Source organism: Citrobacter sp. RHBSTW-00671 (genome assembly GCF_014103415.1).
In the GTDB taxonomy this organism is placed as follows: domain Bacteria; phylum Pseudomonadota; class Gammaproteobacteria; order Enterobacterales; family Enterobacteriaceae; genus Citrobacter.
Map to the genome: position 1 here is coordinate 3116117 of NZ_JABXPR010000001.1, position 13894 is coordinate 3130010.

The 13894-nt window shown below is 52.4% G+C and carries 12 protein-coding genes and 1 pseudogene; 7 read left to right on the forward strand and 6 right to left on the reverse strand.

Features of this window, described 5'->3' with window-relative positions; genetic code table 11:
- Window position 1 precedes the first annotated feature (1 nt).
- The 3 genes from HV261_RS14935 (at window position 2) to clcB (ending at window position 2923) form a co-directional block, all read left to right on the forward strand.
- A complete protein-coding gene (locus HV261_RS14935) occupies window positions 2-856 on the forward strand; it encodes a dimethyl sulfoxide reductase anchor subunit family protein (RefSeq protein ID WP_202038687.1) in 855 nt (284 codons plus the stop codon).
- A 42-nt stretch (window positions 857-898) separates the two neighbouring features.
- The gene (gene dmsD, locus HV261_RS14940) at window positions 899-1513 is read left to right on the forward strand and encodes a Tat proofreading chaperone DmsD (RefSeq protein WP_202038688.1); all 615 of its coding nucleotides are present in this window, start codon (window positions 899-901) and stop codon (window positions 1511-1513) included.
- 120 nt (window positions 1514-1633) lie between these two features.
- The gene (clcB, locus tag HV261_RS14945) at window positions 1634-2923 is read left to right on the forward strand and encodes a voltage-gated ClC-type chloride channel ClcB (protein WP_202038689.1); all 1290 of its coding nucleotides are present in this window, start codon (window positions 1634-1636) and stop codon (window positions 2921-2923) included.
- Here the strand turns inward: clcB and bioD are convergent.
- The 3 genes from bioD to ynfL all read right to left on the reverse strand — a co-directional run bounded on the left by bioD (window position 2879) and on the right by ynfL (window position 5947).
- On the reverse strand, window positions 2879-3574 hold the full coding sequence (bioD, locus tag HV261_RS14950; RefSeq protein WP_137381230.1) for a dethiobiotin synthase: 696 nt from the start codon (window positions 3572-3574) through the stop codon (window positions 2879-2881). The two genes, clcB and bioD, sit on opposite strands and share 45 nt — an antisense overlap.
- A gap of 124 nt (window positions 3575-3698) precedes the next feature.
- A complete protein-coding gene (gene mlc / locus HV261_RS14955; RefSeq protein WP_137381231.1) occupies window positions 3699-4919 on the reverse strand; it encodes a sugar metabolism global transcriptional regulator Mlc in 1221 nt (406 codons plus the stop codon).
- A 128-nt stretch (window positions 4920-5047) separates the two neighbouring features.
- Window positions 5048-5947, reverse strand: a complete 900-nt coding sequence (gene ynfL, locus HV261_RS14960; protein WP_202038690.1) for a multidrug efflux transcriptional activator YnfL/SxtR(Kp) — start codon at window positions 5945-5947, stop codon at window positions 5048-5050.
- 158 nt (window positions 5948-6105) lie between these two features.
- Between ynfL and ynfM the strand changes: the two genes are divergently transcribed.
- Complete coding sequence (gene ynfM, locus HV261_RS14965; protein WP_137381233.1) at window positions 6106-7359, forward strand: multidrug efflux MFS transporter YnfM/SxtP(Kp); 1254 nt, start codon at window positions 6106-6108, stop codon at window positions 7357-7359.
- A gap of 33 nt (window positions 7360-7392) precedes the next feature.
- On the opposite strand, the pseudogene HV261_RS14970 reads toward ynfM, so the two are convergent.
- The 3 genes and pseudogenes from HV261_RS14970 to HV261_RS14980 form a co-directional block, all read right to left on the reverse strand.
- A pseudogene (locus HV261_RS14970) lies at window positions 7393-8079 on the reverse strand (CPBP family intramembrane glutamic endopeptidase).
- A 148-nt stretch (window positions 8080-8227) separates the two neighbouring features.
- Window positions 8228-9718 carry a sensor histidine kinase gene (locus tag HV261_RS14975; protein WP_202038691.1) on the reverse strand — a complete coding sequence of 497 codons (1491 nt, stop codon included), beginning with the start codon at window positions 9716-9718 and terminating at the stop codon, window positions 8228-8230.
- The gene (locus HV261_RS14980; RefSeq protein WP_202038692.1) at window positions 9715-10437 is read right to left on the reverse strand and encodes a winged helix-turn-helix domain-containing protein; all 723 of its coding nucleotides are present in this window, start codon (window positions 10435-10437) and stop codon (window positions 9715-9717) included. Before HV261_RS14980 ends, HV261_RS14975 begins: the two co-directional genes overlap by 4 nt.
- A 189-nt stretch (window positions 10438-10626) precedes the next feature.
- Here HV261_RS14980 and msrP point away from each other — a divergent pair, with 189 nt between their 5' ends.
- The 3 genes from msrP (at window position 10627) to HV261_RS14995 (ending at window position 13793) form a co-directional block, all read left to right on the forward strand.
- Entirely contained in the window at window positions 10627-11631 is a 1005-nt protein-coding gene (msrP, locus tag HV261_RS14985) for a protein-methionine-sulfoxide reductase catalytic subunit MsrP (RefSeq protein WP_202038693.1), read from the forward strand.
- Entirely contained in the window at window positions 11632-12234 is a 603-nt protein-coding gene (gene msrQ, locus HV261_RS14990) for a protein-methionine-sulfoxide reductase heme-binding subunit MsrQ (protein ID WP_202038694.1), read from the forward strand. It abuts the gene before it with no gap.
- Between the two features lie 71 nt (window positions 12235-12305).
- Window positions 12306-13793 carry a carboxypeptidase M32 gene (locus tag HV261_RS14995; RefSeq protein WP_202038695.1) on the forward strand — a complete coding sequence of 496 codons (1488 nt, stop codon included), beginning with the start codon at window positions 12306-12308 and terminating at the stop codon, window positions 13791-13793.
- Window positions 13794-13894: the final 101 nt, after the last annotated feature.

A 13894-nucleotide genomic window follows, 5' to 3' on the forward strand; every position in this document is an offset into this window, starting at 1 on the left:
AATGGGAAGTGGATGGCATGAATGGCCGCTGGTACTGTTCACGGTTCTGGGTCAATGCGTAGCAGGCGCGCTAATCGTCACTGGGCTGGGTTGGTTTACCGCTAAAGACGATGTTGTAAGACAGCGCATTGTTCGCAGTATGTTTTTTCTTTGGCTGGTAATGGGCATCGCATTCCTGGCCTCGGTTATGCATTTGGGGTCTCCGTTACGCGCATTTAACTCGCTGAACAGAATCGGTGAGTCAGCGCTAAGTAATGAAATTGCCAGCGGCTCGCTGTTTTTTGCCGTCGGTGGTTTATGGTGGCTGGTCGCTTTTCTCGGTAAAATGCCTGCTGCATTAGGTAAAATATGGCTGCTGATAAGCATGCTGCTGGGCGTGGTGTTTGTCTGGGCGATGACCAACGTTTACCAGATAGATACCGTACCGACCTGGTATAATGGTTACACTACGGTGGCCTTTTTCATGACCCTGCTACTGAGCGGGCCACTCTTTGCCGCCCTGCTACTGCGTGCTGCTGGTGTTTCTTTTAATGCCAACGTGTTCGCGGGGATCAGTGTGCTGGCGTTGCTGGTTAGCGCGGGTGTGATTGTCCTGCAGGGACTTTCCCTCGGCACAATCCACAGCTCAGTGCAATTCGCCAATGCGCTGGTACCTGACTATGGCCGCTTACAGGTGTGGCGCATCGTCTTGCTGGCCGCAGGTCTTGGGTGCTGGATATGCCCGCTTATTCGCCGCAAAGACCCGCATGCCGCTGGACTGGCGTTAGGTTTACTTTTAGTCCTGGCCGGTGAAATCATTGGTCGTGGTTTGTTTTATGGTTTGCATATGACAGTCGGAATGGCTGTTGCAGGTTAACTCTCGGGTGCGGGGCAACCCGCACTGTTCAGGATTGTTTGCATGACCCATTTTTCACAATGTGACAACTTTTCAACCGCTGCGCGCGTTCTGGGCGCGTTGTTCTACTATGCACCAGATAGCGCTGAAGCATCTGCGATGGTCAGTGCGTTAAAAGCAGATGGCTGGCAAGCACAGTGGCCGCTGCCGGAAGCTACGTTGTCGCCGCTGGCTGCTCAGATGCAGACAGATAGCGATGAAACGCTCCCGCAAGCCTGGCAACGTTTGTTTATCGGCCCCTACGCATTGCCATCCCCGCCCTGGGGTTCGGTCTGGCTGGATCGCGAAAACGTGTTGTTTGGTGATTCCACGCTGGCGTTACGTCAATGGATGCGCGACAACGGCATTCAGTTTGCGCTGCAACAGAATGAGCCAGAAGATCACTTTGGTTCGCTGTTACTGCTAACCGCCTGGCTTGCCGAAAATGGCCGCCACACCGAATGTGAGCAGTTGCTGGCCTGGCACCTACTGCCGTGGTCGGCTCGCTTCCTCGATGTTTTTATCGAGAAGGCAGACCATCCATTCTACCAGGCATTGGGTAAACTGGCACGCCTGACGCTGGCACAATGGCAGTCGCAGTTGTTAGTGCCGGTGGCAGATAAACCACTGTTCCGTTAATGTCACCGACGGGCAGGATATTTCCTGCCCATTTCCCGCTGAGTTTCGCACGCTGAGCTTTTGCTTCTGCGGCTAATTACCCGCAAAATAGACCGTCTGAATTTTCCTGTCTGGCAACCCATGCATCGTTTACATGCTTATCCTGACCTGCGCACTCTGTTTCGGCGTCTACTGATCGCCGCGCTGATTGGTATCCTTGCAGCCCTGGCCGTTGCAGGATTTCGTCATGCGATGCAATTGCTTGAGTGGCTGTTCCTGAGTAACGATACGGGAAGCCTGGTCAACGCCGCGACAAATCTGCCGCCGTTCAGACGCATGCTGACACCTGCGCTCGGGGGGCTGGCGGCTGGACTTTTACTCTGGGGCTGGCAAAAATTTAATCGTTTACGCCCACAGGCTCCTACAGATTATATGGAAGCCCTGCAGACTGACGGACAGTTCGACGTCAGCGCAAGTCTGGTGAAATCACTGGCCTCTTTGGTCGTCGTGGCAAGCGGCAGCGCCATTGGTCGTGAAGGGGCAATGATTTTATTGGCCGCACTGGCGGCTTCGTGCTTCGCACAACGCTTCACACCGCGTTCAGAATGGAAATTATGGATTGCCTGCGGGGCGGCTGCGGGTATGGCTGGTGCGTATCACGCGCCGTTGGCGGGTAGCTTATTTATTGCCGAAGTGCTGTTTGGCACGTTGATCCTCGCCTCATTAGGGCCGGTGGTTGTCTCCGCCGTCGTCGCATTGTTAACCACCAATGCGCTTAGCGACAGCAACGCGCTGCTGTATACCGTTCATCTGACACGGGAACTGCATGTGCTGGAATATGTGATGATTATCAGCACTGGTCTGTTAGCCGGTCTCTGCGGACCTCTTTTTATGTGGCTTATGACCACCAGCCACAACGGTTTTTTGCGCTTAAAACTCGCACCGCCAGGCCAGTTAGCCCTGGGCGGGCTGATCGTTGGCCTGTTGTCGCTACTCACTCCTGCGGTCTGGGGCAACGGCTACAGCGTAGTGCAATCGTATTTACTCTCTCCTCCTTTGCTCGCCGTCATCAGCGGAATTTTCATTTGCAAATTGCTGGCCGTACTCGCCAGTAGCGGGTCAGGGGCACCCGGCGGCGTGTTTACACCAACGCTGTTTGTCGGTTTATCAATCGGTATGTTGCTGGGTCGGGTATGGGGATTCTGGCTTCCGGGGACGGATGACATTGCGGTACTGTTGGGTTTAACAGGAATGGCTACACTGCTGGCGGCGACGACCCATGCCCCCATTATGTCGACATTGATGGTCTGTGAAATGACCGGGGAGTATCGACTGCTCCCCGGCCTGTTGATTGCTTGCGTCGTGGCGTCAGTGCTGTCGCGAACGTTACGCCGTGACTCTATCTACAGACAACACGCTGCCGAGCATTGACAGACGAATGTACTGAGAAAGCTCGCGCTGTTCTGCTCGTGGCAAATAAGGCAATTCACCAATCAACGGTGCCGGTAATTTTTTGCTTAGCACGTCGATGATTTCGGCATAATGCGCCAGCCCCGGGTTAATACGGTTCGCTACCCAGCCAATCAACGGCAGCCCGTCACTGGCAATCGCCTGTGCGGTAAGAATGGCATGGTTAATACAGCCTTCCTGAATACCCACCACCATCAAAACCGGGAGTTGCTCCTGTACCACCCACTCCGATAACGGACGCAGATCGTTCATCAGACTACGCCAGCCGCCTGTGCCTTCAACAACAACGTGATCAACCTTCTCACTCAGGCTTGCCAGTCCATTGGATAACAGGGTGTAGTTAACCGGACCACTATGCGCCACGCTGCTTTCGTCTTCGCTCAGCGCGATAGGGTTAACCGCCTCGTACGGCAATTCGATGGATGACACGCTTTGCAGCACCAGCGCATCTTTATTGCGCATACCTTCCGGTGTCTCTTTGCTGCCTTTGGCGACGGGTTTGTAACCCGCCACACGTTTACCCCCTGACGCTAACGCTTGTAGTAATGCGCGGGAAACCACGGTCTTCCCAACAGAAGTGTCTGTACCTGTAATAAAGAAACGCTTCAGCATCACTAACTCCACCGTATGCTATGAAAATATAAGTCAGGAAAATAAAACAGTGGAGAAAGTCTAAGGTATGACGGCCAGAACCAGCTTGAGATAGCGCAATTTTTCGTACAACAGTTAAAAAATGTTAACCCTGTAATAGACGAATCAACAAAGAACCGTTATACATCGCGTCCTTAACGAGGGCGGCCCCCGCCATCGTCCCCTGATTCGAAAATTGCGTACTTTCGACAACAATGTGCTGGCTGTAGGCCGGAAGCGCCTGTTGACGAATGCTGTCAGCAATGGTCGGGAACAAAATGTCAGCAGCTTTACTGAGTGGGGATCCTATCAATATTTTTTGCGGGTTGAACAAATTCACCATGATGGCCAGGATACGACCGACATGGGTTCCAACGCCGCTAATAATATCTTTCGCCAATAAATCGCCCTGCATGGCCGCCTGACACAGTGCGTCTACCGTCAACGGTTGTCCGTGCAGAGAGGAGCTCATTGACTGCTTCAGTCGCACCTGCGCCAGTTCCAGCACGCTGTCGACGCTGGCGATCGTCTCCAGACACCCATGGTTACCGCAGTAGCAACGTTTGCCGTAAGGGTCCACCTGCGTATGACCTATTTCGACCAGACTGCTGCTGCCTGCATGCAGTAAATGACCATCAGTGATCACCCCGGCACCCACGTTGTGATCGATGACTACCTGAATAACATCACGCGCCCCGCGTGATGCACCAAACAGCGCTTCTGCCATGGTCCAGGCGCTGATATCGTGCTGAATGTACACCGGTACGCCGGTATGCCGCTCCAGCGTTTCGCCGAGCGGCATCTCTTTGACGTCATCATAGAACGGCATGCGATGTACGATACCGTTTTCTGTATCAATAATGCCGGGTAAAGTAATCGCGATAGAGGTCAGGCGCTCGAGTTTTTGCTGGTGACGGATAAAAAACTGATCGACTTGCGCAACAACCCGTTCCAGTAACGGTGTCTCGCTGACCAGCGCCATTTCAAGACAATCCTCGACCACCAGTTTGCTGCTCAGATCGCGCAGCGCCAGGAAAATCTCGCCACGACTAATACGAATAGAAAGGTAATGCCAGGCTTCTGTTTCAACCACCAGCCCTACAGCCGGACGTCCACGGTTACCGGCTTCTTTTATTTCCAGCTCCTGCACCAAATGCGCTTCCAGCATTTCTCGGACAATTTTGGTAATACTGGCAGGTGCCAATTGTGCCAGGCGAGAGAGATCAATACGCGATACCGGTCCCAGCTGATCAATCAGACGATAAACCGCGCCCGCATTGGTCTGCTTAATTTGATCGATATGCCCAGGCTGACTATCAGCAACCACCACTTACTCCCTTTATTTTCGCGCTCCGAAATAATCTGCGGACTATGGTGAAGCACTTCAATGGTTTCCGTCAACTTTTTACTTAGCCTTGTGATTTACTGCACATTTTCGACCATTTTTAAACTAAATTAACCGCGCTGCACCGCGGCTAAAAGCTGCTGGCGAAAACGTTGCGCTGCGTGGCTTTGTTCATGATGCTTCGGCCACACCAACCACATTTCGGAGACCGCATCGTCTTCCGCAATAGGGATCCAACACATTTCATACAATTGCACCCGTTTAAAAGAGGCTGGCAAAATGGAAACCCCCAACCCTGCGGCCACCAGTCCAATGATAGTCATCGCCTCACCGACTTCCTGGGTGATGGTTGGCTTCAGATCATAACGGCGCATCAGGCCGAGAATATCGTCATACAACCCCGTTCCAACATGCGGATCAAAAAAGACAAATGGCTCATTGGCCAGCTCCGCCAGCGTCACCACTGGTTTTTGCGCCAGAGGATGTGCGCGTGGGATCATCGCCATCAGCGGCTCATGCAAAATGACCTCCCGCGCCAATGTGTCCGGAAGTTGCGTATTGCGCAAGAGCCCCAAATCCAGTGCACCCTCGTTGAGCGGGGCAATTTGCTCGCGCGTATTCATTTCACGGGTTTGCATATGCACTGCTGGATAGCATTGGCGAAAAAGAGACAGCGTATCGGACACTGCCTTAATAAACGGGGCTGATGACGTAAAACCGATGCGCAGTTCCCCCACCTCTCCCAGGTGTAATCGTTCGGCACGGGCGGCAGCCTCATTTACCAGCCCCAGAATCTGCCGACTGTCCGCCAGAAACTGTTTTCCGGCAGCGGTAAGCGCTACGCTGCGGTTAGTCCGCGCCAGTAGCCGTGCACCCACCTGCTGTTCGAGGATCTGGATCTGCTGGCTTAGCGGTGGTTGCGAAATGTTTAACCGCGCCGCAGCCCGACCAAAATGCAGTTCTTCGGCAACGGCCACAAAGTAACGTAGGTGACGCAGTTCAATATTCATATTTTTAAGATATTATTTGAGATTATTAATATATTAGACAGAATATTGTGATTTTCATACTCTTGAGGCTGGTCCTGTAGACCCTATGGATTTCACGTCGCATTGCGTGGCTTGAAAAACGCAGGGTATAGATGTAAATGATTGAGCAAGGATTTTAAGTGAGCCGTACAACTACTGTCGATACCGCCCCGGCGGGCGATGTTGATGAACAGATAGTCAATCCGCCGGATGGTTTTATTAAACGCGGTACATCCCCTTTTATGCGCGTCACGCTGGCGCTTTTTTCTGCCGGGCTGGCGACATTTGCCCTTCTCTATTGCGTCCAGCCCATACTGCCCGTGCTGTCGCATGAGTTTGGCGTCTCTCCTGCCAGCAGTAGTATTTCGCTTTCCATCTCAACGGCCATGCTGGCAATCGGCTTACTGTTTACCGGCCCACTTTCCGACGCCATAGGCCGTAAACCGGTCATGGTTACGGCGCTGCTTTTGGCCTCCTGCTGTACGCTACTCTCTACAATGATGACCAGTTGGCACGGTATTTTAATCATGCGTGCTCTTATAGGACTTTCACTGAGCGGCGTCGCGGCCGTGGGAATGACCTATTTGAGTGAAGAAATTCACCCGAGCTTTGTCGCATTCTCAATGGGCTTATACATCAGCGGGAACTCGATTGGTGGTATGAGTGGTCGTTTGATTAGCGGCGTATTTACTGACTTTTTTAACTGGCGAATTGCGCTGGCGGCTATTGGCTGCTTTGCCCTCGCCTCCGCGCTCATGTTCTGGAAGATCTTACCGGAATCACGGCACTTCAGACCGACATCGTTACGGCCTAAAACGTTATTTATCAACTTCCGTTTGCACTGGCGTGACAGAGGACTTCCGCTGTTGTTCGCAGAAGGGTTCTTGCTGATGGGGTCGTTTGTCACACTGTTTAACTACATCGGCTACCGTCTAATGCTGTCTCCGTGGGAACTCAGCCAGGCTGTCGTCGGTTTGTTGTCCGTGGCTTATCTTACCGGCACCTGGAGCTCGCCAAAAGCCGGTTCCATGACCACCCGTTATGGGCGCGGCCCGGTAATGTTGTTCTCGACAGGCGTGATGTTGTTTGGGCTAATAATGACCCTGTTTACCTCGTTATGGCTGATTTTTGCCGGTATGTTGCTTTTTTCAGCCGGGTTCTTTGCCGCGCATTCCGTGGCCAGTAGTTGGATCGGGCCGCGAGCCAAACGTGCTAAAGGCCAGGCCTCTTCACTGTACCTGTTCAGCTATTATCTGGGCTCAAGCATTGCCGGGACACTGGGGGGTATTTTCTGGCACAGCTATGGCTGGAACGGCGTGGGCGGGTTTATCGCACTGATGCTGGTGCTGGCGCTATTGGTTGGTGCCCGTTTGCATCACCGTCTGCACGTATAATCCACGATGCCCAGGTTCCGGGCATCGCCTTCATCACCCTGGCTGTAACGTCTGAGCCGCCATCTGCAGAGCAACAACCGTCCCGTTCATCACTATATGCAGCAAAATTGGCATCAACAGACCGTTGCTTTTCAGTCTGGCCAGGATCAACACCTGCGACACAAGAAACAACATCAGCAACGTGCGTAGATCCACATACTGCGTATGCATGATGGCAAAAATGACCGATACCACCACTGACGACAGCCAGGTTTTATTATTGAACCAGTACTGGAACGCGTTGAATAAACAGCCTCTGAAAACAATTTAATCATAAACTGGCGCGATAAATATCAGGGTCAACGTAGATAACCACAACGCATAACTACTTAAGGATATTTGGCTGGTCACCCACGCTTCAGTTTGCCTGAGACCCAAAATCAATGGCAGGATAAGCTGAATAAACAGCAGCGCCGCGAACAAAATGGCAAACCACCTGGCGTTGAAAATGCCTTTGCCCAGTCCCTCTCTTTTTCTAAAGAAGAAATAATACAGCGGAACCAGCACAACAAATTCCAGCGCAAACAGCAGCGGAAAAAGTAACCCTTTGGCAAGCAGGTCCTGACTCGCGGGGAAAAACAATGGGGAAAATGTGAGGCCGAACATCAACAAAAACATAGAAAAACAGCCAGCCACCGCTTTTGTCCTGGCGATATACAGGTTGTCGGCATCCTGTGACATACGATCTCCTTGGGCTTATCGAAGATAAGTTGATGAATTACCAGAATATGATAAAGATTCCCATTATCACAAGCAACCTACCAACTTTTACGCAATGCCCCGGGTTGCAATGCCAGAAGCGTTATAATCCCTGTATGCCGGAACCTCATCAGCGACGCAGTGACGAATCCGCTAGCGGCAAGGAAAAACGGAAGCAGGCCCCTGCCGTTGAATTAACAAGGCTAATATCTCCCCCATGCAGTTCGAGCATTCTACGCACAATCAGTAAGCCCAGGCCGCCCCGCTCTGCCCGCTGCTCACGGGGAATTAACGCAGTCGGGCGCTGAAATAATACTTCTCGTATTGCCTCATCTACCCCTGGCCCGCTGTCCTGCACTTCGGCTAACAAACGGCCTTCATCACACCAGACTTTTAGCCGCACTTCGCCTCCGTCAGGCGTATGACGGATAGCGTTATCCAGCAAATTCGTCACGACCCTTTCCATCATCGATAAATCCGCATTCACCAGCGGTAACGGCCCCGTTACCTCAAGGTGCAACTGCAAATGACGTGTGGCAACGGGGAGATCAAATTTCTGTGCCACATCCTGGATCAGCTCGCCAATAGCAAATCGTTCACGCTGCGGTTTTATACCACCATGCTCAAGCCTCGCCAGCTCAAACAGCTGTTGTGACAGATGGCGAACCTTATGCCCCTGGCGCAGCGCGATGCTAAGATAATGTCGATTTTCCTCCGGGGTCATCGTATCGGCTTTCAACGACAGCATTTCCAGATAACCCAGCAGTGAAGTCAGCGGTGTACGTAAATCGTGCGAAATATTGGCAATAAACTCTCTGCGCTGACGATCGCTGTCCGCTAATAGATCCCACTGCTGGGCAATTTTCTGCGCTAACTCGATAAACGCATTGTCCAGCAACGCAATTTCATTCGCCGGTCCCGGTTCGGGATTTTTTTGCGCCAGCTGTTTGATGACGCTAATGCTGTCCAGCTCCAGTTTAGCCACCTGTCCGGTAAGCCTTTTCACCGGGTTCGTCACCCATCGCCATACCAGGAATCCTGCGATGGCAGCGGCTAATAAAACCAGGATTAACGTCCAGGCCACAGTATTCCAGAGCGTTTTTTGCCAGGCGGTATTCGCCAGCATATTCAGGTCTTCGCCCTGCAAAATAATGTACAAATAGCCATGCAGCTTGCCGTTAAAGAAAACTGGCGCGGCGCTGAAGACTTTTTGCTGGCTGCTGCGCGGATCGTTGCCGTAGACGGGCAGTTCGTCCGAGTTAAGGAAAACCTGAATCGGCTGCACGCTAATTTTCTGGCGCTGAATATGCCCAGGCGGAGCAGCGTCGGCGAGGATTTCACCTGACGGTGAAACCAGATACAGCTCCACGCTTGGGTTGAGCGTCATCAGGTGATCAAACACCCCCTTTAACGCCTGGCGATTAACCTGCCCACTGGCATCAATAAGTGACTCACTTTTGACAATCTTGCTGGCCAGTTCCAGCGAGAGCCTTTGCACCATGGCGTCGCCATACTGTTTACTGCTGCGGATCTGGACAACGCTGACGGCAACCGCGCAAATCAACATAATGGCGGTAAAGACCAGGGTCAGACGCTGGCTCAGCGACAGGCGATAAATCATGGCTGATGCCCCGCGTTAACCGCAGCAAGCTTATAGCCTCGTCCCCAAACGGTGAGAATAACTTCCGGCTCCGCCGCATCTTTTTCAATTTTGGTCCGCAGGCGATTGATATGGCTGTTCACCGTATGCTCATATCCTTCGTGCTGGTAGCCCCACACCTGATCTAACAGCGCCTGACGCGAAAAGACCTCCCCTGGATGGCGGGCGAAAAAGTAGAGCAGATCGAACTCACGCGGCGTTAAATCAAGGGATTTACCATGCTGGCGGACTTCCCTGGCTAATGGATCAATCTCCACGCCATGGACGGTAATAATCCCCGCCTCCATACGCAAGTTTTGACTCATCGCCGCCTGACGGCGAAACAATGCTTTTACCCGGGCCATCAACTCCAGCACCGAGAAAGGTTTGGCTAAATAATCATCTGCCCCCATTTCCAGCCCCAATACGCGGTGAGTTTCACTGGTGCGGGCGCTGATAATGATGACAGGGAGGTAGAAACTCATTTGGCGAATGCGACGACAAATCTCCAGACCGTCTACGCCCGGTAGCATCAGATCGAGGATAACCGCATCCCAGACATGCTTCTCAAGTCGCTCAAGCGCTCGTGCCCCATCAGCCTCATGAATAATTTCGTACCCCTCATCTTTCAGGCTAAGTTGCAAAAGTGCGGCAATATCGCTGTCATCTTCCACCAAAAATATCTTTTTTGCGCCTGCCATCAGTGTCACCTCCCTCTCGTCGTGCTGAAAGCTTACCTCAGGCAAGGGGCGGAAGTTATCACAAAATTTTTAACTTTTCGTGAGGATCCTGGGATACGCATACGCCCAGTATGTCGCTATACACTCGTCAGGCATCAACAGGGAAACGTCGCTTTGTTGCCCCTAACATGAAAATAAAAAGGAAACGTTATGCAGAAAAAACGTCCACTTCGGGAAGCTGATGTTACAGCCGAGTCCGTATTTTTGATGCAACGACGACAGATCCTTAAAGCACTTGGGATCGGCGCGGCGGCGGCATCGTTGTCTTCCCCGACACAGGCCAGTTTGTTGAATTGGTTTAAAGGCAACGATCGTCCACCTGCGCCGGCGGGCAAACCACTCGGGTTTACAAAGCCCGAGCACTGGCAAAAAAATCTGTCCCTGACGCCGGAAGACAAGGTGACGGGCTACAACAATTTCTATGAATTTGGTCTGGATAAAGCCGATCCAGCCGCCAATGCCGGTAGCCTGAAAACCGATCCCTGGACGCTGACCATCAGCGGTGAGGTGAACAAACCTTTAACGCTGGATCATGATGCGCTAACCACGCGTTTTCCATTAGAAGAGCGTATTTACCGGATGCGTTGCGTTGAGGCCTGGTCGATGGTTGTGCCATGGGTAGGTTTTCCTTTGCATAAATTATTGGCGCTGGTTGAGCCAACCAACCACGCCAAATACGTCGCCTTTGAAACGCGCTACGCCCCTGATGAAATGCCGGGCCAGAAAGATCGCTTCATTGGTGGTGGGTTGAAATATCCCTATGTTGAAGGTCTGCGTTTGGATGAGGCTATGCACCCGCTGACACTGCTGACCGTGGGCGTGTATGGCAAAACGTTACCGCCGCAAAACGGGGCGCCGATACGCCTGACCGTACCCTGGAAGTACGGCTTTAAAGGCATTAAATCGATAGTCAGTATTAAGCTCACGCGCGAGCAGCCGCCAACGACCTGGAATATGTCAGCGCCGAACGAATACGGTTTTTACGCCAATGTAAATCCACAGGTCGATCACCCGCGTTGGTCTCAGGCCACAGAGCGTTTTATTGGTTCGGGTGGCATTCTCGATGTACAGCGACAGCCCACGTTGCCTTTCAATGGTTATGCCGATGAGGTGGCCTCTTTATATCAGGGCATGGACCTAAGGGAGTATTTTTAAGTGAGGTTAACCGCAAAACAGATAGCCGCGCTGAAAGTACTGCTGCATCTCGCCGGTTTTTTACCTCTGCTATGGCTCTTCTGGGCCGCACAACATGGCGGGTTGGGTGCTGACCCGGGAAAAGATATCCAGCACTTTACGGGCATTACCGCGCTGAAGTTTTTTCTGGCTACCCTGCTGGTATCGCCGCTTGCGCGCTATGCAAAGCAGCCTTTGTTGTTTCGCACCCGGCGGTTGTTAGGTTTATGGTGTTTTGCATGGGCCACGCTGCATTTGACCAGCTATGCGCTGCTGGAGCTGGGTATGCAAAACCTGGGATTGTTAGGACGTGAACTGGTTTCACGCCCTTGGCTAACGCTGGGCATGACGGGTTGGGTTATCTTACTCCTGCTAACGCTGACCTCAACGCAAACCGCGCAACGTAAAATGGGCAAACGCTGGCAAACGCTGCACAACTACGTTTACCTGGCCGCCATTTTGCTTCCGCTGCATTACCTGTGGTCGGTAAAAGTGCTATCCCCGTTCCCCATTAGCTACGCCATTTGTTTTGTCGTGCTGCTGGCTTTTCGCTATAAGAAAGCTGTTACAGAAAACCGGGCATAAAGGTGTGTTTATGAAAAGTGAATGAATCACGGTAAACTTCTCACTACCCCTAAGCAGAACGAGAACAAAAAATGAGTAACAATGATAATTACCATCAGCTCACCCGCACGTTCCAGCGTCTCTCTCGCTTCTCCCATCTCTCGGCTATTGCCAGTTGGGACATGTTTACCATGATGCCGCCTGGCGGTAGCAAAGCCCGGGGTGAAGCGCTGGCTGAACTGAGCGTGCTTGAACATCAACTGTTAACCGATGCCAATGTGGCAAAGTGGATCGCCGCTGCACAGCAGGAAGATCTGAACGATGTCGAGCAGGCCAATCTGCGCGAAATGTCACGGCTACATCATCAAGCGTCCTTGCTACCCGAATCGCTGGTCGAAGCGAAATCACTGGCGGGCAGTCGTTGCGAACATGCCTGGCGCAGCCAACGCCCGGCCAATGACTGGGAAGGGTTTGCTGAAAACCTGAAAGAGGTGGTTAAGTACAGCCGCGAAGAAGCCCGACTGCGTGCTGAAGCAAAAGGGTGCTCGCCCTACGACGCATTGCTGGATGTCTTTGAACCAGAGATGACCAGCGCCCGGCTGGATATTCTCTTTGCCGACATCAAAAGCTGGCTACCCGAATTGCTCAATAAGGTGGTGGCCAAACAATCACAACAATCGCTTATCGCCCCCACAGGCCCCTTCCCGACTGCAGTTCAGCGTGAGTTGGGCCTTGAAACCATGGCGCAGTTAGGTTTTGATTTTACCGCAGGACGCCTGGACATCAGTGCACACCCCTTCTGTGGCGGTGTACCGGAAGATGTCCGTATTACCACCCGCTATGATGAAAATGAATTGCTCAGCGCGCTGTTTGGCGTCATTCATGAGACAGGTCATGCGCGTTATGAGCAAAATCTACCTCAGAACTGGTCAGGGCAACCTATTGCCCTGGCACGATCAACCGCCATCCATGAATCTCAGAGCCTGTTCTTTGAAATGCAATTAGGCCGCAGCCCGGCGTTTCTGAAACGGTTAATTCCCGCAGTAACCCGGCATTTTGGCGATCAACCCGCCTTTGAGGAAAGCAATTTCATCGCTTGGAACCAGCAGGTCAAACCAGGCTTTATCCGCGTTGATGCTGACGAGGTTAGCTATCCTGCTCACGTGATCCTGCGTTATGAAATCGAGCGTGCGTTAATTAACGGCGACATTGAGGTCGATGATATTCCTGCCTTGTGGAATGAAAAAATGCAGGCCTGGTTAGGGCTGTCTACAATCGGGAATTACCGTAACGGCTGTATGCAGGATATCCACTGGACCGATGGCGGTTTTGGTTACTTCCCTTCGTACACATTGGGGGCGATGTATGCAGCCCAGCTTTTCAGTGCGGCTAACCGTGCATTGCCAGACTTAAACCACGCCATTGCGCAAGGAAACTTTAGCGCCTTGTTTGACTGGTTGCGCCAGAATATCTGGCAACATGGCAGTCGTTTCACGACCGAGCAGCTCATTACCCAGGCAACCGGAGAACCGCTGAGCAGCCGCTATTTCCGCGCCCATCTGGAAGCCCGCTATCTGTAATCGTATACCGTGAGTCATTGTACAAACGGTTACACGTCGAAACCAATGACTCACGGAAGCCCAGAGATTACAGCGATATAGTTATTTCAACGGCCCCGCAG